Here is an 18,499-nt window from a genome sequence, read left to right on the forward strand (position 1 = left end):
ACGCGATGGCTTAACGCAATATCTGCGCTAATCGCTGGCCAGCCGCGCATAAAGATATTCATCGCCCCACATCCCTTTGAAAAAAATATTCTGCCGGTAGTGCGCTTCACGGCGAAAATTCAGCTTTTCCAGCAGGTTTATGGCGCGAATATTACGTGTGTCTACCACGGCAGTAAGCCGGTGTTTTGCAAACTGCGTGAAAAGCAGAGTAACGATGGCACTCATTGCTTCAAGCGCAAAACCCTGTTTCTGATATCCGGCATCAAATGTCATGCCGAGTTCAGCTTGTCTTCCTCCATCAAAAAAATGAATTCCGATGTCCCCTATTAGCCGGTGGCCTTCCTGGTGTGCTACGGCAAGCTGAAACCAGGTGTTATCGCTGTTGAACGGCAGCGCATCCTGCTGCGCATATAATTTCTCAGCGTCCTGCCGGGTAAATTCTTCCCAGCTCTGATAACGAGCAACGTCTGGCAGATTGCGATAGCGCGACAGATGCGGCAAATCAGCCACTGTCAGCTTGCGCAACACCAGGCGTTGAGTATAAATCGGCAACGTCAGCGCCATATGTTCTCCGCTGCCTGCGTGCAGGCGAGTTAAAGTGATCCGGGAGCGGTGCGTATCGCTTCAAGCCCGACGCGCTGCCCGAAAGACAGCTCCAGCGTATTGCCATCAGGATCGGCAAAAAATACGTAATATCCCACCGGTTCGCCAGCCTCTTCAGGGGCTTTGCGTAACACGCCTTCGGCGACGGCCATCGCTGTTTTACGATCGATCTCTTCGCGTGACGCACAGGCAATGCCTAAGTGTCCAAATTTACCCAGTGGCGTATCTGACACGTCATCCGCCTGTACCAGAACCAGCGCGAAAGGGCGGGTATGGTCGCTCAGCCATGCCACCTTGCGGGCAGCCGGGACGTCAGGTTCACGGGTGTGTATCACCTTCATTCCTGCATAGCGGCGGTAGAAATCCATGCTCTTCTCCAGATCCCTCACCATAAACGCAACGTGGGTAAATCCAACATCGATATCCTTCATCTGCATCCTGTCTCCATTTATTGCCCCCTGACACGATAAAAACTCAAGCCTGCTTAAGGTTAATCGCCATAAAGGGCGTGGTAGCTGATCATTTTTCCGTGTGGAGGCGTGATGCGTGAAACGGTACTTTCTCTTAAAATTTCAATGTAACTCAACAGTCTTGGAATAAAAACGACACGGCATCGCGTGCTATTTGCCTATTAATAACGTTGACGGAGCGGAAATAAAAACGATTTAATTTCCGCCTGTTTTTTAGGAAAACTAAACAATGCGAAACAGCCTGCCTTCTCTTAACGCCCTGAAGGCGTTCGAATCCGTTGCCCGGCATCTCAGCATGACCCTTGCAGGCCAGGAGTTGCACGTCACGCCCGGCGCGATCAGTCTGCACATCAGGGAACTGGAACGGCAACTGGGCCTGCCACTGTTTCAGCGAAATGGACGCAAGCTGGCGCTGACGGCATCCGGTCAGGGCTATTACTACTCGATTGCTTCGGCTTTCAGCCTGATACGTGAAGCCACTGAAACGCTGGTGCAGGAGACACAAAAAAATACCATCACGCTGGCCTGCACCACCGGATTTGCGACCCACTGGTTACTGCCGCGACTGGCTGATTTTGAACGCGCCTGTCCGGATATCGACCTGCGTATCAGCGCCACTTCCCGCATTCAGTCTTTCGCCACGGATGGTATCGACCTGGCCGTACGGCATGGTAATGGTTTCTGTGAAGGTTGCGTGAGTGAGAAGCTGATCGACGACGACTACCTTGCAGTCTGCATTCCTGCTGTGGCGCAGCAGCTGGGAGAACCGCCGGCACTTGCCGCACTCGGTCGCGTCACGTTACTGCATGATATGCACCGGGAAGACTGGCAGCGCTGGCTCGCTGAAGCCGGTGTCGGGCATATTGATTCCGGTAAAGGGCCGTTGTATAGCGATGGCAGCGGGGCGTGGCTGGCGATGCTTGCCGGCATGGGCGTAGCGCTGATGCGCAGGCGATTTGTTCAGGCGAATCTGGCATCCGGTGAAGTGGTGGCACCGTTTCCAAATACGCTGAATACCGGACACGCGTACTGGCTTATTACGCCTCAGGAAGCGCTGCTGCGTTCTGCTGTGGTAAAGGTAAGAGCCTGGCTCATGCAGCAGTCCACAGAATAGAACAGCGTCCGGCATTTCTTCATATCAACAAGACATAGTAAATTTCTGAGCAAGCCGATATAACAGGTTCAGGATATTTCACCTGCAGAGGATATCATGGCGCTTTCACACGAATTAATGCTGATTTACACCACTTATTTTGTGGCAACGGCCAGCCCTGGTCCGAGTAATATGGCGATTATGGGAACGGCGATGAATAAAGGGCGCGGTGCCGCCTTAGCGCTTGCGGGCGGGGTAATTGGCGGTTCAATGCTGTGGGCGCTGCTGGCGGCCTGCGGGGTATTAACCGTGCTGGCGACGTTTGCCCAATTGCTGCTGGTGTTGAAAATCGGCGGCGGGTTATATCTGTTGTGGCTGTCATACAAAGCCGGTAAATCTGCGTTAACCCGCACCGCTGCCGATAAAACCGTTATCAGCGATCACCGCGTTGCGTATGGCGCGTTATTTCGGCAGGGAATTTTGATGCACGTCGGTAATCCGAAAGCCATTTTAACCTGGGTCGCGATCATGTCCGTCGCGCTCAAACCGGACGCTGCAGCCTCGACCTTACCGCTGATTATTCTCGGCTGTGCGGCAATTTGCGTCGCGGTATTTTGCGGCTATGCGCTGATATTTTCCACCGCAGCAATGAACGCGTTTTACCGTCGTATCCGCCGGGGATTAGATGCGCTATTAGCCTGCTGTTTTGCCATTGCCGGACTGAAACTGGTGTTGAGTCGTCAATAAAGTAAATTTTTAACCTCAGGTTCGCCCTCCATAGCAACAGGCCGCTCAGTTAAGTAAACCACCATGAGCAGCCTGATTGTCGCGGCGCGACGCATCGCGCCCTGCTTCAGGCCGTCACTCCGGTGCGATAACCGCGCCTAGAGTCTTGATCTCAAATGTGTTTAGATACCTGAACGTCAAAGCCTGTGAATCGTTGCCATGAATCTAAAGGAAACTATCGTCCGCGAGTTCAGTGAATTATCGCCAGAACTACAGCGGGCTGCCGAATTCTCACTGCAGAATGCCAATCAACTGGTGGTGCAATCCATGCGCACCTTTGCGCAGCAGGCCGGAGTGAAACCGGCAACGCTGCTGCGCCTGGCGAAACGGCTGGGCTATAACGGCTGGAGTGAACTCAAAGACGCATTCATCGATGACATCGGCCTGCGCAATGATACCTATGTCTCGAAAGCGGAAAAGCTGGTAGCTGCCGGCACGCAGCCGCAGCTGTATGATGCGATGTTTCAGGCCCATCAGACCAACCTGGCCTTTACGCAGAACGAAAACCGCCAGGCAATGGAACAGGCGGTGACCTTACTCGATGCGGCTGACAATGTTTACATCTGCGGCTTCCGCGCCAGCTTTCCGATCGCCTGGTCATTATTTTATGTGTATCGGCTGTTCAATCGTCAGGTATCACTGGTGGATGGTCTGGCGAGCAATATCGAAGTTTTCACGCGTGAACTGACCGCCGCCGATTGTCTGTTGCTTACCAGCTTTGCCCCTTATTCACGCGAATCACTTGATGTACTGCGCGCAGCGCAGCAGGCGGGCGCAAAGATCATCGCCATCACCGACTCACCGGTCTCGCCGCTGGCGCAGGCCGCTGATTGCTCGCTCCGGTTTTCACTGGACAGCCCATCGTTCTTCCCGTCAGTCGTTTCTGGCATGGGCCTGGCCGAGTGCCTGCTGGCGATGCTGGTGGCCCGTCATGGACGTGATGCGGTCAGTAAAATTGAAAACGCCGAACGCTATTTAATCGATTCTGGCGCTTACGTGCATGCCGGCAAATCCTGACAGATGATTCATTTGTATCTGTCATAAGAATATTGAATGCGATTGAATCATTATTGCGTTGACGTGATTCAAATGGATCCTGCAAGATACGTTTCAACAACAAAGCGTATTCAGGAGCAGGACCAGCATGAGCCGTATCATTCACCGCAGTCTGCGCAGCGTGCCCGCCGTGGCCACTCGCGCACACGGGGCCTACATTTTTGATGCACAGGGAAAGCAGTATCTTGATGCCTGCGGTGGCGCCGCCGTTTCCTGCCTGGGCCACGCCCATCCTGACGTCCTCGCAGCCATGCATCGTCAAATCGATCAACTGGCTTATGCGCATACCAGTTTCTTCACCAGCGATACCGTTGAACAGCTCGCCGAACAGTTAACGCGCACCGCACCGGGCGATCTTAACTATGCCTATTTCGTGTCGGGCGGTTCTGAGGCAGTGGAAACCGCACTGAAACTGGCCCGGCAATACTTTGTTGAGATCGGACAGCCCGCGCGTACCCGTTTCATCGCCCGCAAACAGAGCTACCACGGCAATACGCTGGGCGCGCTGGCGGTGGGTGGCAACGAATGGCGCCGGCGTCAGTTCGCACCCTTGTTAATCGACGTGATTCGCGTTTCAGCCTGCAATGAGTATCGCGATCGCCGTGCCGATGAAACCCAGCAGCAGTATACCCAGCGGCTGTTGAGCGAGCTGGAGCAGGCGATTATCGATGCGGGCCCGGAAACGATTATTGGCTTCTGCGCGGAGACGGTGGTCGGTGCTACCAGCGGTGCCACGCCGCCGACGCCGGGCTATCTGCAGGGTGTACGTCGCCTGTGCGACAAGTATGGCATTTTGTTTATCGCCGATGAGGTGATGTGCGGAATGGGGCGTACCGGCACACTGCACGCGTTCGAACAGGATGGCGTGGTACCTGATTTGGTTACCATTGCCAAAGGACTGGGTGGCGGTTATCAACCCATCGGCGCGGTGCTGGCCAGTGAGAAGATCGTGTTTGCGCTGCAGGCTGGCAGCGGTCTGTTCCAGCATGGACACACTTATATCTGTCACGCGACAGCCGCTGCGGCGGCGTTAGCAGTACAGCAGGTGATTGAGCGCGACCATCTGCTGGAGGCGGTTCAGCAGCAGGGCGCTTATCTGCACAAGGCGCTACGCGACGTGCTGGGGGAGTTACCGCACGTGGGTGATACGCGCGGCCGCGGCCTGTTTGCCGGTGTGGAGCTGGTGCGTGATAAAGCCACGAAAACCCCGTTCGATCCGGCGTTAAAACTTCACGCAGCCATCAAGGCCAACTGTATGGCGCGCGGTTTGCTGGTCTATCCGATGGGCGGCACGCTGGACGGGCAATATGGCGACCATATTTTAATTGCCCCACCGTTTATCGTCACCCCGCAACAACTGGATTTTGTCGTGGATACGCTGAACACCGTGATACGTGAAGAGACCGGCAAATTATGATTAACCGATTACCGCCGCTGGCGGAGCAGGACTGGGATGAGCGGCAACGTCCGCTCGCGGAAGAGATTATCAACGGGCCGCGCGGCGCGCTGCTGCCCCCGTTTGAGCCGCTGCTGCGCAGCCCCGAGTTAATGGCACATGCACAGCGTATGGGGGAATATCTGCGCTATCGCAGTGCGCTGGGCCAGCGGTTATCGGAACTGGCGATTTTAATGACGGCAAGGCACTGGTCACAGCCGGTAGAGTGGGCAATCCATGCGCCCATAGCGCGCGAAAAGGGGATTTCTGCTGCAGCGGTGCAGGCCATCAATGAAAAACGTCAGCCCGCGGATTTGCAGCCTGATGAGTGGGTGATTTATCAGTTTTGCCAGCAGTTACATCAGCAACAGAAAATCAGTGATGCCACCTGGCAGCAAGCCATCGAATTATGGGGCGAGAAGGGCGTGGTGGATTTGATAGGCATTAACGGCTATTACAGTTTTCTCTCGATGATCATGAACGGCGCACAGACGCCGGTACCCTTTACGCAGGATCACTTGCTTCCTGCATAAGTTGTCGCATTACTCCGGGCGTACCTGATGCGCCCATTATATTAACCACCTTCTTTGACCATGTCCGCCGGGTTATTTCGCTGGATGACAATCATTGCACGCTACATTACTGACGCTGAGGGTTATTATGTCTGCATTTTTAAATAAACTAAAGGTTACACTGGTATTGGTGGCCTGTTCCGCCAGTTTTATCGCTGCGGCGCAGGATAAATTAACCGTCGGGGTTGATACGGCTTTTGTTCCTTTTGAATTTAAGCAAGGTGATAAATACGTCGGCTTTGACATTGATTTATGGGATGCCATCGCGAAGAAAATGCATGTCAGCTATGAATTACACCCAATGGACTTTGGTGGCCTGATTCCGGGGCTGCAATCACGGAATCTGGATGTCGCGATGGCAGGCATTACCATTACCGATGCGCGTAAGCAGGTGGTGGATTTCAGCAACGGTTATTATGACGCCGACTTATTAATGGCCGTCAAAAGCGATGATAACAGCATTAAAAAATTCAGCGATTTAACCGGCAAGAAAGTGGGCCTGAAACAGGGCACGGCCGCAGCCAGCTTTATGAAAAGTAAATACAAGGCAAATTATGTTGAGTTTCCTAATATCGACAACGCCTATCTGGATCTGCAGGCCGGCAACCTTGATGCGGTGGTCCACGACTCGCCCAATGTGCTGTACTACGTGAAAACGGCGGGCGATGGCAAAGTGAAAGCCAGCGGTGAAAACGACACGATTCTGCCGCAGCAGTATGGCTTTGCCATGCAGAAAAACAGCAGCCTGACGCCTAAGATCAACGCCGCGCTGCAGGCCCTGCGCGCGGATGGGACTTACAGCAAAATCTACATGAAATGGTTTGCTAAGCAGCCGAAATAATCCTGCCAGGCCGGAGCTCTCCGGCCTTGTTTAGCGTTTACAGGTTAAATTATGAATTTTGACAGTAAATATATTTGGGAATCTCTGCCGCTACTGCTGCAGGGTCTGCAGCTGACCTTGATTATTTCGCTGTCAGGTCTGCTGGGCGGTTTTATTATTGGCTTACTGGCAGGAACCTGCCGTGCTCTGGGCGGAAAAATCGCCAAAACGCTGTCACTTATTTTTGTCGAGCTTATTCGCGGTACGCCCATCATGGTGCAGGTAATGTTTATCTATTTTGCACTGCCGATGGTGTTGCCGATAAGAATTGATCCCGTCACCGCCGCGATCGTGACTATTGTGATTAACTCCGGTGCCTACATTGCTGAAATTACCCGGGGCGCGATCCTCTCAATCAATAAAGGCTTTAAAGAAGCGAGTCTGGCGATGGGCTTATCGCAGCGCAGTACGCTGTGGTATGTCATTATGCCTTTAGCGTTACGCCGCATGATTCCGGCTTTAGGTAACCAGTGGATTATCAGTATTAAAGATACCTCACTGTTTATTGTGATTGGCGTGGCAGAACTGACGCGTCAGGGGCAGGAGATCATTGCGGGTAATTTCCGTGCGCTGGAAGTGTGGACGGCGGTGGCCATGATTTATCTGCTGGTGACGTTATGCCTGAGCTTTTTACTGAAGCAGCTGGAAAAAAGGATCCATATTTTATGAGCATGGTTGAATTTAACGCAGTGTCGAAAAATTTCGGTGCCACGCAGGTCCTGCACAATATCAATTTAAAAATTGAGTCCGGCGAGGTGGTGGTGATTATCGGCCCTTCAGGTTCAGGCAAATCAACGCTGCTACGCTGCATCAACAAACTGGAAGAGATCTCATCCGGGACGCTGCTGGTCGCCGGAATGCATATCACCGATCCGCATGCGAATGAATGTGATATCCGCCGCGAAGCCGGCATGGTGTTTCAGCAGTTCCACCTGTTCCCGCATCTGACTGCGCTGGAAAACGTGATGTTCGGCCCGATTCGCGTGCGTCATCAAACGAAAGCCGCGGCGCGCGAGCAGGCGCTGGCGCTGCTGGAGCGCGTTGGCTTGCGCGATCGCGCCAGCCACTATCCGTCTGAACTTTCCGGGGGCCAGCAGCAGCGCGTGGCGATTGCCCGGGCACTGGCCGTCAGGCCGAAAATGATGCTGTTCGATGAGCCAACCTCCGCGCTGGATCCGGAGTTACGTCATGAAGTGCTGAAAGTGATGCGCTCGCTGGCTGAAGAGGGCATGACCATGGTGATTGTGACGCATGAGATTGGCTTTGCCCGCGATGTGGCTTCGCGGCTGATCTTTATTGATGGCGGTACCATTGCCGAAGATGGGCCACCTGATATGCTGCTGACTGCCAGCCGTAATCCGCGTCTGAAAGAATTTTTGCAACATGTATCCTGAAATGAAGTGAAATAACGCTATGAAAAAAATCGACTTCCGTGGTTCGGCTTTTGTTATTGGTCAGCAACTCGGTGACTTTGGCCGTGATGCCTGGCATAACAAACTCAGGCATACCCGTCTCTGGCAAACGGTCACCTCCATGAAAGATACGCAGCAAATCCGCAATATGCGCGCGCGGGTCCAGCGCCAGTTTCCGCTGATCTGGCAGGAGCTGGAAGGGCTGGCTGCAGGATTACAGGCACCGATTGACGAGGTGTTTGCGTGGAACTGCCGGGGCGATCTGGTGCGTTCTACTTCGGATGGTTGCACCACGGTGGCGGGGAAAAGTGCCAGCGGGGAGTTGATCATTGCGCACAACGAAGATGGCTTTCCCCAGCTGCGTGACGACTGTGCGCTGGTCACCGTGACCCCCGATGACGGGCTCGCGTTCACCAGCTTCGCCTATCCGGCATCACTTTGCGGTCACACTTTTGCCGTTAATGAGAAGGGCATCGTTAACACCGTCAATAACATTCGCGCACAGCATCGTCCGGATGGCATGCCGCGCCAGATTATCGCCCGCGCGTCGCTGAATGCGACCACGCTGGATGAAGCGATCGCCATACTTAGCGCCACGCCGCGCGCCGGCGCGTTTCACCATACGCTGGGGCAGCAGGGCGATAGCCGACTGATCAGTATTGAAGCGACAGGCTCAGGCTGTTCAGTGATCCCACTGAACGCACCTTTCGGGCACGCTAACCATCTTATTCACCCGCAGCTTGCCGCCGTCGAACAGGTGGTCACTGCCAGTTCCGGCTCGCGCCAGCAGCGTCTGGAGACATGGCTGACGACGCAACCGGCGGTAGATGGCGCGGCGGCTAAGGCGATTTTATCGGATCAGCAGGATGCAGCGTTGCCGATTTACCGGCTGTCGCCGCAGGATCCGGATGAGGAAAATACCCTCGCCACGGCTATTTTTACCCTGAGTGATGACGCGGTGACGTGGCAGATCTTCACGCGCGACCGCCAGCGCGCCGCTTTGCAATCTGCTGGTCGTCCATGAGGTGTTATTTTTAATCTCCACCCCCCATCACTGAAGCCGGACAGTGATTGCTGGCAGCGCGCTAACCTGCGCTGCCAGCAATACTGACTATGTTACTCGTGGATACGCGCTTCTTCGGACATCAGACATCCGTCGCTGAAACTCCAGTCATCGACGGTGTTAAACTGGATAATCACCATCACATCCTGCGGATCGATATCCAGCGATTGCGAGAGTTGCTGACACAATCTGCGACACAGCTTGTGCTTCTGTTCGCGGCTGCGCGGCTTGCCCGCAGTAATCATGAACTGAACAAAATTCTCTGAACGCCCGCGACTTTTATAGTGGCGATTAAACACCCTTAGCCGCGCCGGCAGTTCTTCAAATACCTGAAAGCGGTCGCCGGGTGGAACGGCAAATTCGTCCTCCAGACTCTGTTGCAGGATGTCGGAAATCTGCGTTAATTGCGCGTCGCTATAACCCTGACGCAGTATGATGCGGGTAAAAGGCATGAGGGTTACGCCTCTTTCAGACAGCTTAGCGCTGATACTGCCGCCGGCCAGCCGGCATAAAAGGCCAGATGGGTGAACACTTCGACGATCTCTTCTCGTGCCAGGCCATTCTGTTGCGCGAATTCGATATGCCACGGCAGCTGTTGCACCCGCCCCAGCGCCGTCAGTGCGGCCAGCGTAATCAGGCTGCGTTCGCGCGGCGTAAGCGCGTCACGTTGCCAGATGTCATCGAAAAGAACCTGCTGACTGAGTTCGGCCAGCTTTGGCGCGATGCGCGCCAGCGTTTTACTATCGAGTGTTTTTGCCATGATGTTTCTCCGTATTGACTCAGCCGCGATTGTGGCGAAACATAACCATCCTGAAAATCAAATAAAACACCGTCATTCATCCCATAAATCAGGACGATCATGCAAAAGTTAGCTCAGACGCTGGATCTCGATGCGCTGCGCAGTTTTGTCACCGGCATGGAGTGTGGCAGTTTTGCGCAGGCCGCCGTGCGGCTCTGTCGATCCACTTCGGCGGTCAGCGCCCAGCTAAAAAAGCTGGAACAGCAATGTGGCAGCAAGCTGGTGGTGAAAAGCGGGCGTCATCTGGCGTTAACCCGCGAGGGGGAAGTGATGATGGGTTATGCCCGTCGTCTGCTGGCATTGAACGACGAAGCACTGTGCACCTTCAGCGGTGTAGGGCTGCAGGGGGAAGTGCGCCTGGGCATGCAGGAAGATTTTGGTGACACTCTGATGCCCGGTATTCTGGGCGAATTTACACGTCACCATCCCGGGCTGCAGATCATCGCCCGCGTGGCGCGTAATCAGGAGCTGCTTGCAGCGCTGGACAGCGATGCTCTTGATATGGCGCTGCTGTGGCAGGCACAAACGCTGCAGCGTAAAGGCGTGTTGATCGGCCAGTTCCCGCTGGAGTGGATCGCCCACCCCGACTGCGACGTCAGCGCGATGATAAGCCAGGGCGAACCGCTGCCGCTGGTGATGTTTGATAATCCCTGCCTGATGCGCTCGCGCGCCATCGACAGTCTGGACCGGGCGGGCATTGCATGGCGAATCGTGTTTGTCAGCCTTAGCCTGAGCGGCATCTGGGCGGCGGTGCGGGCCGGTCTGGGGATCACCGTGCGCACGCGGGTCGGCATGCCCGCTAACCTGGTGAGCGCTGGCAATGTTTTGCCGCCGCTGGGCGCGCTGGGCGTTACGCTGGAACAAAAAAGTGGCAGCCAGACTGAGCCGAATGCGCAAAACCTGCTGGCCAGACTGATGGAAAATGCGCTGCGCAGCATAGAGCCGTTACCGGGTCTGCGGCCCGCCTGAATTGCTGCGCTAATCCCTGCGACCGTTACTTCGCAATCAGCAGCGCATCGGCGATATCCAGCATGGCGCGCAGGCGGTCCATGTGCCGCAGATCCTGATGATAGCCTACCCAGATATCGCGTGAAGGCGGCGGCTGTGGGGTTGGAATCCGCTGCAGTCCGGCGGTGGCATCGCCCAGCGGCTGGGGTAACACCGCCACGCCCATGCCGCGCCGGCACATCTGCGCCTGCACCGCCCGGCTGGTGCTGGTAAAAGCCCGCCGTGACTGTGGAAATTGATCGAGCAGCCAGACGACGTCCGGAAAATGGGCTTGTGCGGTATTCATCAGGATCAGCCCCACTGAGGCGGGGTCGTGTTGCAATGCGCGGGCATTTTCAGGCGTGCCGTATAACGCATAGGGCATGCTCATCAGGCGCCGCTGGACAATATCCGGCTCGGTAAAAGGCACAATGCGAAAAGCCACGTCGGCGTCGCGCCGCGACAGATTGAGCAAACGGTAGCTGGCGATGATTTCCGGCACGATAGCGGGATGGCGCTGAGTCAGCTCGCTCAGTACCGGTGCCAGCACGGCGGTGGCAAACCACTCGGCACAGGAGATGCGTAAAATGCCTTCCAGCCGCGGGTGATTGCCCGCCAGTCGTCTCTCCATCGCCAGCGCAGCATTTTCCATACTTTCTGCCAGGCCCAGCACGGCGTCACCGGCATCGGTTAACACCAGGCCATCCGGCGTGCGGCGAAACAGCGCCTGATGGGCCTGCGCTTCCAGCACCTTAATGCGACGACCCACGGTCGGATGGCTGACGCCGAGCCGGCGCGCGGCCTCGCCATAGGATCCGCTGCGCATCACTGCCAGAAAGATCCGTACATCGCTCCATTCCATTGCGCTCGCCCCCGTTCAAAAATGAACGTCGAATATACAAAAATGGCAGTTCTCAAACAACTTTGTAGCTATCACCATAACGGCATCATCCAGACTGAACTGATTGAGGATTGCAGAGCATGAAGAAGCTTCAGGACAAAGTCGCCCTCGTAACCGGCGCATCTAAAGGCATTGGTGCGGCGATTGCCCGCCAGCTGGCCGCCGACGGCGCAAAGGTCGTCGTCAATTATGCCGCGGATAAAAACGGGGCGGATAAGGTGGTCGCCGCTATTGAGGCTGCCGGTGGCACGGCGGTGGCGCTGGCAGCGGATGTCACCGATCAGCCGCAGGTTGAGGCACTCATTCAATCTACCCTCGCGCAGTTTGGCCGGCTGGACATCGTGGTGAACAATGCCGGTGTGTATCAGTTTGCGAAGATTGAAGAGAGCAGCGAAGCGCTGTATCGCAAGCAATTTGACATCAATGTGCTCGGGCCGCTGCTGGTGACGGGCGCCGCCGTGCCACATCTGGGCAAGGGCAGCAGCATTATCAATATCAGCTCATTCGTGACGCGGGTATTTCTGGCGGAGAGCGCTATCTACAGCGGCAGCAAAGGCGCGATTGATGCCATTACCGGCGTGCTGGCGCGCGAACTCGGCCCGCGCGGCATCCGCGTCAACGCGGTCAATCCGGGGTTAATCGAAACCGAAGGCACGCACAGCACCGGCGCGATGGGATCGGAGTTTCAGCGCTGGAACGAAAGCCAGACGCCGCTTGGCCGTATTGGCCAGGTGCAGGATATTGCGCCGATTGTGGCTTATCTCGCTTCCGACGACGCCGGATGGGTGACGGGCGAGGTGATGATGGCGTCTGGCGGCATGCGTTAACGGGAGAAAAGGATGCATCAGATGATGGTGGTATGCGTCGGTGATGAAACCCATCGCTTTGACCGCGACTATTATACCCACACGCACCTGCCGCTGGCGCTGGCGTGCTGGCAGGATTATGGGCTCATTTCGGCGGAAGCGTTCTATCCCGCTTCAGACCGCAGCGGCTGGCTCTCCATCGGTGTTTACACGTTTGCCTGTCAGCAGGATGTCAACCGGGCGCTGGAGTCCGAACAAACCAAAAGGGTGATGGCAGATGTGGTGCATTTTACCGATGCCTCCACGGTGATCCGCAGCCATTTTATTCCCTTCTGAACGGCAGCGACGCCGCCGCGCGGTTATGCCCTCAATTCACCGGTTTAATAGCCTGCTTAATGAACACATTGTGCATTAAGCAGGCATCGCGGCAGCAACAACGGGACGCGCTGGTGCCAAATCAGGACAAACCAATCCCTGAATCTGGTACGTGGCGCTGCCTTTTGCTATTTCATGTGTGAGCTATCACCGCAGCAGCACACAGGACGCAAACATGAATTTTTACAGCAGCAGAGAATTTACGGGTTCCAAAGCCTGGGAGTCTCAGCATATTGCCAGCTTTGATAACACCAGCGTTAAACTGCACTGGACCGATCAACCCTACAAATGGCATATCAATGACGGACAAGAGGTGTTTGCCGTTATGGATGGTTGCGTTGACATGTTCTACAAACAAGCGGGTGAAGTGAGAACCCAACGATTAACCACCGGCGATATTTTTTATGCCAGCGAAGGCACTGAACACGTTGCACATCCGCAGGGCGTAGCCCGGGTGCTGGTGATTGAACAAGCGGGATCGGTTTGATGCGACTTCTCAACCCCGGTTATTTCACGATCGACGAAGCCTGATCGGCGCGATTACCGGCTATGACGCGCCGGCGATGACAGTCGGCGGGATCGAGCCGTTCTCCCCGGGCAGAATACACAGCCATTTCAGGTAACGGTTCGCCGTTGACGTTATCCAGCAATACCGAGTGAGTCTCGCCTTTTTCAAACAAATAACGCTCTCCCCACTGGCGCATCGCCACGACGATTGGGAAGACGGCTCGTCCCCGTTCGGTCAGCACATATTCCTTGTAGGCGCTGCCATCTGACGCCGGACAACTCTCAAGCACACCGATCTCAACCAGCAGTTTCAGCCGTGACGCCAGGATATTTTTTGCCAGCCCAAGGTTTTTCTGGAAATCACTGAAGCGGCGCACATCATCAAACGCTTCACGGATGATCATCAGACACCAGCGTTCGCCAATCACCTCCACGGTCCGGGCGACCGGGCATTCGCTGGTTCTCAGCACTTCCTGTTTGGCCATCTTCTCTCTCACTCTGCTGATTTACTGACGGCAGCTTAGCCTTCAGTAAAACAAGTTGCAAAAAAAAACCACCGCTGCTACTTATAGAATAAATCGGTTTCAAAAAAAAACCACATAGGGATGCAATATGACTTGCACCAGTGATACCCCTGCAACCTCTGAGGCGCCTCTTTCGCCGGCGACGACCTCAGTGCTGTCGCCTCACATCATTTTTCTGTTCTCACTGACCTGCGCGCTGGCTGTCGGCAATGTCTATTCTGCCCAGCCATTGCTGGAATCCATCTCCGCAACGCTGCAGGTTTCGCCCGGCACCATCGGCCTGGTCATCACGGCAACGCAGGCGGGTTATGCCATGGGATTGTTCTTGCTGGTGCCGCTCGGCGATCGCTTTGATCGCAAAAAGCTGGTGGTCACGCACCTGCTGCTGTCGGTGCTGGTCCTGATCGCGGCGGCGTTAGCAGAGAGTTTGCTGGCGCTGCTGGTGGCGATGCTGCTGGTGGGGCTGATGGCGGTGGTGACGCAAACCGTGGTGGCGTGGGCCGCTATCCTGTCGGCACCGGCTCAGCGTGGCAAGGTGGTTGGCAGCGTCACCAGTGGCATCGTCATGGGAATACTGCTGGCGCGGCTGGTCTCTGGCATCATTGCCGATATCGCCGGCTGGCGGGCGGTGTATATGACCTCCGCCGCGCTGATGCTGCTGATTACCGTGCTGCTGGTGAAAGTGATACCTGCTGCCGGTCCGCAGAACACAGCCACTTCCGTGGCCGGGCTGCTGGGGTCTGTCCCGCGTCTTTTCGTCACCGAGCCCTTGTTGCGTCAGCGCGGCGCGCTGGCTCTGCTGATTTTTGCCGCGTTCAGCATGTTGTGGAGTTCCATGGTTTTGCCGCTCACGGCCATGTCGCTTTCCCATACGCAAACAGGGCTGTTTGGTCTGGCTGGAATAGCCGGAGCGCTGGCGGCTTCCAGAAGTGGCGCCTGGGCTGACAGGGGAACCGGGCAGCGCGCCAGCGGATGCGCACTGGCTTTATTAACGCTCTCGTGGCTCCCGATCGCCTTCGCGCAGGCCTCATTATTGTTGCTGGTTATTGGTGTGATCATGCTGGATTTCGCCGTGCAGACGGTGCATGTCATCAACCAGAGCATGCTGATTGCCGGCAAACCCGCTATCACCAGCCGGCTTATCGGTGCCTATATGTGTTTTTATGCGGCAGGCAGCGCGCTGGGCGCTATTACTGCCACTCAACTCTATGCGCACTGGGGATGGTATGCAGTGTGCAGCGGCGGGGCACTGGTCAGTGCCTGCGCACTTATTCTCTGGTATGGAACACGTCAATCATGAAATTATCACACCTGCTGCTGGCCATCGGTATTACCGCCATCTGGGGCATTAATTTTTCGGTGATTAAATTAGGGCTGCACGCCATCGATCCGTTTATTCTGGCAGGGCTGCGTTTTACGCTGTGTGCCATCCCGGCGCTCTTCTTTATTAAAAAACCTGACGTCCCGTGGCGCTACCTTATTGGCTACGGACTGGTATTCGGCATTGGCTTGTGGGGCCTGGTCAATCTGGGGATAAAAACCGGGCTGTCGGCGGGGATCGCCTCGCTGGTGCTGCAGTTCAGCGCCTTTTTCACTCTGCTGCTCGGCAGTTATGTGTTTAAAGAACAGCTCAGCCGCTATCAGGTCGCTGGCTTTGTGCTGGCGTGCAGCGGATTGATGAGCATTGTGTTTATTACCGACGGCTCGGTGACGTTTGCCGGGTTGCTGCTGGTGCTGGCAGGCGCCATAGCCTGGAGCATTGCCAATATCATCATGAAAAAAGCCGGCACGAAGCAGGTATTCGCGTTTCTGGTCTGGTCGAGCGCCTTTTCGCCGCTTCCGCTTTTTCTGCTGGACGGATTAATTAATGGCAGCGCGGGCTATAGCGCATTAATCAGCCATATGGATACCCGTGCGATATTGTCCATTCTGTTTCAGGTCTACCCTAATACGTTATTAGGCTACTGGATCTGGAATTCATTGCTTAAGCAGTATCCTGTCTCCACCGTCGCGCCATTATCGTTGCTGGTGCCGGTATTCGGCATTCTCGGTTCGATGATGATATTTGGTGAAGCTATTTCTCCGATGAAAATCGTGGCGCTGGTGCTGATTATTGCCGGGCTGGCGGTTGGGTTGTATGGACAACGCATCAAACGTTATTTCATTCCGCAGTCGGATTCGCTGTGATCAGCAGCCCGCTGATGAGCCGTGATCCGACAAGAGCGGGCATCCTGCCCGCTCTCTCTGTCAATGAAAATCCGCTTACTGCACCACGAAACGCGCGACTGAGCCTTCCAGAGTCGACGCCTGATCGCGCAGTGCGCTGGCGGCGGCCGATGATTCCTGCACCAGCGCGGCGTTCTGCTGCGTCACGCTGTCCATCTGAACGATAGCGACGCCGACCTGCGAAATGCCGCGATTCTGTTCATCGGATGCCTGCGCGATTTCGGCGAGGATGCTGGTTACGTTGCCAACGGAATGCACAATTTCATCCATGGTTTTACCGGCCTGACCCACCAGCTGTGAACCACTGCTGATACGCGCCACCGATTCGCCAATCAGGGTTTCGATCTCTTTGGCCGCCTGAGCGCTGCGCTGCGCCAGACTGCGCACCTCACTGGCGACCACGGCAAAGCCGCGTCCCTGCTCACCGGCGCGCGCTGCTTCTACTGCTGCGTTCAACGCCAGAATATTGGTCTGGAAAGCAATGCTGTTAATGACGGTGGTGATTTCGGCGATTTTGCCGGAGCTGGCGCTGATCTGGTCCATGGTTTCAACCACGCCTTTGACCAGCGAGCCGCCCTGATTGGCCTTCTCCGAAGTGGCACGCGCCAGTTCGCTGGAGTGATGAATGTTTTCCACGTTCTGCTTCACGGTAGCGGTCAACTGCTCCATGCTGGCTGCCGTCTGCTCCAGCGCGGCCGCCTGCTCCTCGGTGCGGGCGGAAAGATCGTTATTGCCTGCGGCAATTTCTGCGGAAGCGTGGCTGACCTGCATCACGCCGCTGCGAATGTTACCAATGATGCCGCGCAGATCGTTGCTCATCTCACCGACCGCCTGCATCAGCTCGCCCAGTTCGTCCTTACGCGAAGTGTGCAGCTGTACGCTCAAATCTCCCTGTGCAATCTGCCGCGCGACGTTCAGTGTTACCGCTAAAGGACGGGTAATCTGCCGGGTGATAAACACCGCAATCAGAATGCTGATTACCACAGCCGCTGCCAGGATCAGCGACATCCACAGGATTGCCCGGGCGATATCCTGGTGCGTGGCGGCCAGCTGCTGGGTAAATAATCGATTACTGGTATTAGTCAGATGCAGGCCCGCGATGGCAAGCTGGCGGGTCGCTTCCACTTCTTCTTCCGCGGAGGCGTTGTAGTCCTGCACGCTGTCGCGTCTCGTCGCCAGCGTTACGGCAATTTTATCCAGCGCGTTGCTGTCATCAGCGCTCAGGCGTGGTCGTGCCTGGTCAATGAGTTGAATCGTTTCAGCTATAAAGCCTGACAAAGCCAGACGGTTTTCTTCACTGTTGTCCAGCGCCATCAGCTTTACACGAATACTGATACCATTCAGATATTTAGCGATTTCATTGAGCGCGGTTGCCGTATCCTGCTGTGTGCTGACGTAGTTTCTGGCCAGCGCGGCAACCGCCGTGGTTTCGTCACTGAAGCGCAGCGCCTGCAGAATGCTCTGGCGCTTATGCACTTCGTTCACCGTTTCTGCACGATGCTGACGATAAAGGTTCATCGCAGCCGGCAGAGAGGCAATCAGCGCGGTCTGCGCGCTATCCCATTGCCAGGTTTTCAGCTGGTTGATACTGTCCTCAATCGCCTGCAGTCGCGATTCGTTGTCGGCAATGAATTTTTCATCGTGGGTTTTTACGTATTGCAGGCGGGCATCTTTAGCCTGCGCGAACTGATCGTTGATGCCTTTCAACTGGCTGAGTTTTTCCGCACGTTCCGCGATGTCGTGCAGGTTTTTGATGCCACAGGAAGCTACAGCAATGCTGAGGATAAGCAGCACACCAAACCCGAGCATGAGTTTTCTGCTGACTCTGATATCTTCCAAAAAAACACGTATTTTGTTCATTAAGGTGAATCTCCCTGGTTGTTGTTGTCCACGCTTTTGCCTGATGGCAATGGCGTTATCGGCAGGGAGATGATTAATTTCAATTAAAATAATTAAAAAACATATAATCACCTAAATTTATTAGATGAGCTATGCTTGGGGAAG

The 18,499-nt window shown here is 55.5% G+C and carries 22 protein-coding genes; 15 read left to right on the plus strand and 7 right to left on the minus strand.

Annotated features, from left to right (window positions below; translation table 11 throughout):
- Window positions 1–27 precede the first annotated feature (27 nt).
- Window positions 28–558 carry a GNAT family N-acetyltransferase gene (locus F3J36_RS07560; RefSeq protein WP_166719491.1) on the minus strand — a complete coding sequence of 177 codons (531 nt, stop codon included), beginning with the start codon at window positions 556–558 and terminating at the stop codon, window positions 28–30.
- Between the two features lie 35 nt (window positions 559–593).
- Entirely contained in the window at window positions 594–1,034 is a 441-nt protein-coding gene (locus F3J36_RS07565) for a VOC family protein (RefSeq protein WP_166719358.1), read from the minus strand.
- A 268-nt stretch (window positions 1,035–1,302) separates the two neighbouring features.
- On the opposite strand from F3J36_RS07565, the gene gcvA reads away from it, so the two are divergent.
- The 9 genes from gcvA to F3J36_RS07610 all read left to right on the plus strand — a co-directional run bounded on the left by gcvA (window position 1,303) and on the right by F3J36_RS07610 (window position 9,331).
- Window positions 1,303–2,187, plus strand: coding sequence for a transcriptional regulator GcvA (gene gcvA / locus F3J36_RS07570; protein WP_166719359.1), 885 nt, complete (start codon window positions 1,303–1,305; stop codon window positions 2,185–2,187).
- A 96-nt stretch (window positions 2,188–2,283) separates the two neighbouring features.
- Window positions 2,284–2,913 (plus strand): LysE family translocator, encoded by a 630-nt coding sequence (locus F3J36_RS07575; protein WP_058776142.1) that lies wholly within the window; start codon window positions 2,284–2,286, stop codon window positions 2,911–2,913.
- Between the two features lie 198 nt (window positions 2,914–3,111).
- Window positions 3,112–3,969 (plus strand): MurR/RpiR family transcriptional regulator, encoded by an 858-nt coding sequence (locus F3J36_RS07580; protein ID WP_104093462.1) that lies wholly within the window; start codon window positions 3,112–3,114, stop codon window positions 3,967–3,969.
- A gap of 127 nt (window positions 3,970–4,096) precedes the next feature.
- Complete coding sequence (locus F3J36_RS07585) at window positions 4,097–5,425, plus strand: aspartate aminotransferase family protein (protein ID WP_166719360.1); 1,329 nt, start codon at window positions 4,097–4,099, stop codon at window positions 5,423–5,425.
- Window positions 5,422–5,976 carry a carboxymuconolactone decarboxylase family protein gene (locus F3J36_RS07590; protein WP_211072910.1) on the plus strand — a complete coding sequence of 185 codons (555 nt, stop codon included), beginning with the start codon at window positions 5,422–5,424 and terminating at the stop codon, window positions 5,974–5,976. Before F3J36_RS07585 ends, F3J36_RS07590 begins: the two co-directional genes overlap by 4 nt.
- Before the next feature lie 127 nt (window positions 5,977–6,103).
- Window positions 6,104–6,856: a glutamine ABC transporter substrate-binding protein GlnH gene (glnH, locus tag F3J36_RS07595; protein ID WP_166719361.1), complete on the plus strand. Its 753-nt coding sequence runs from the start codon at window positions 6,104–6,106 to the stop codon at window positions 6,854–6,856.
- 51 nt (window positions 6,857–6,907) lie between these two features.
- Window positions 6,908–7,564, plus strand: a complete 657-nt coding sequence (glnP, locus tag F3J36_RS07600) for a glutamine ABC transporter permease GlnP (protein WP_021508828.1) — start codon at window positions 6,908–6,910, stop codon at window positions 7,562–7,564.
- 2 nt (window positions 7,565–7,566) lie between these two features.
- Entirely contained in the window at window positions 7,567–8,289 is a 723-nt protein-coding gene (glnQ, locus tag F3J36_RS07605; RefSeq protein ID WP_058759243.1) for a glutamine ABC transporter ATP-binding protein GlnQ, read from the plus strand.
- A 19-nt stretch (window positions 8,290–8,308) separates the two neighbouring features.
- Entirely contained in the window at window positions 8,309–9,331 is a 1,023-nt protein-coding gene (locus F3J36_RS07610; RefSeq protein WP_166719362.1) for a C45 family peptidase, read from the plus strand.
- Window positions 9,332–9,423: 92 nt separating this feature from the next.
- On the opposite strand, the gene F3J36_RS07615 is transcribed toward F3J36_RS07610, so the two are convergent.
- Entirely contained in the window at window positions 9,424–9,822 is a 399-nt protein-coding gene (locus F3J36_RS07615; protein ID WP_166719363.1) for a tautomerase family protein, read from the minus strand.
- 5 nt (window positions 9,823–9,827) lie between these two features.
- A complete protein-coding gene (locus tag F3J36_RS07620) occupies window positions 9,828–10,130 on the minus strand; it encodes a carboxymuconolactone decarboxylase family protein (RefSeq protein WP_166719364.1) in 303 nt (100 codons plus the stop codon).
- 87 nt (window positions 10,131–10,217) lie between these two features.
- On the opposite strand from F3J36_RS07620, the gene F3J36_RS07625 reads away from it, so the two are divergent.
- Entirely contained in the window at window positions 10,218–11,138 is a 921-nt protein-coding gene (locus F3J36_RS07625; RefSeq protein WP_371742002.1) for a LysR substrate-binding domain-containing protein, read from the plus strand.
- 25 nt (window positions 11,139–11,163) lie between these two features.
- On the opposite strand, the gene F3J36_RS07630 is transcribed toward F3J36_RS07625, so the two are convergent.
- Window positions 11,164–12,018 (minus strand): LysR family transcriptional regulator, encoded by an 855-nt coding sequence (locus F3J36_RS07630; protein WP_058758955.1) that lies wholly within the window; start codon window positions 12,016–12,018, stop codon window positions 11,164–11,166.
- Between the two features lie 119 nt (window positions 12,019–12,137).
- Between F3J36_RS07630 and F3J36_RS07635 the strand changes: the two genes are divergently transcribed.
- The 3 genes from F3J36_RS07635 (at window position 12,138) to F3J36_RS07645 (ending at window position 13,725) form a co-directional block, all read left to right on the plus strand.
- A complete protein-coding gene (locus tag F3J36_RS07635) occupies window positions 12,138–12,884 on the plus strand; it encodes an SDR family NAD(P)-dependent oxidoreductase (protein ID WP_088517448.1) in 747 nt (248 codons plus the stop codon).
- 12 nt (window positions 12,885–12,896) lie between these two features.
- On the plus strand, window positions 12,897–13,199 hold the full coding sequence (locus F3J36_RS07640; protein ID WP_104093455.1) for an EthD family reductase: 303 nt from the start codon (window positions 12,897–12,899) through the stop codon (window positions 13,197–13,199).
- Window positions 13,200–13,413: 214 nt separating this feature from the next.
- Window positions 13,414–13,725 (plus strand): hypothetical protein, encoded by a 312-nt coding sequence (locus F3J36_RS07645; RefSeq protein WP_058758957.1) that lies wholly within the window; start codon window positions 13,414–13,416, stop codon window positions 13,723–13,725.
- 19 nt (window positions 13,726–13,744) lie between these two features.
- Here F3J36_RS07645 and F3J36_RS07650 read toward each other — a convergent pair whose 3' ends face one another.
- On the minus strand, window positions 13,745–14,230 hold the full coding sequence (locus tag F3J36_RS07650; protein WP_166719366.1) for a helix-turn-helix domain-containing protein: 486 nt from the start codon (window positions 14,228–14,230) through the stop codon (window positions 13,745–13,747).
- Window positions 14,231–14,357: 127 nt separating this feature from the next.
- Between F3J36_RS07650 and F3J36_RS07655 the strand changes: the two genes are divergently transcribed.
- Window positions 14,358–15,569: an MFS transporter gene (locus F3J36_RS07655; RefSeq protein WP_166719367.1), complete on the plus strand. Its 1,212-nt coding sequence runs from the start codon at window positions 14,358–14,360 to the stop codon at window positions 15,567–15,569.
- Entirely contained in the window at window positions 15,566–16,456 is an 891-nt protein-coding gene (locus F3J36_RS07660) for an EamA family transporter (protein WP_166719368.1), read from the plus strand. Before F3J36_RS07655 ends, F3J36_RS07660 begins: the two co-directional genes overlap by 4 nt.
- Before the next feature lie 75 nt (window positions 16,457–16,531).
- On the opposite strand, the gene F3J36_RS07665 is transcribed toward F3J36_RS07660, so the two are convergent.
- Window positions 16,532–18,355, minus strand: a complete 1,824-nt coding sequence (locus F3J36_RS07665) for a methyl-accepting chemotaxis protein (RefSeq protein ID WP_166719369.1) — start codon at window positions 18,353–18,355, stop codon at window positions 16,532–16,534.
- Window positions 18,356–18,499: the final 144 nt, after the last annotated feature.

Origin of the sequence: Pantoea sp. Cy-640 (assembly GCF_011752635.1) — a bacterium.
In the GTDB taxonomy this organism is placed as follows: Bacteria; Pseudomonadota; Gammaproteobacteria; order Enterobacterales; family Enterobacteriaceae; genus Pantoea; species Pantoea dispersa.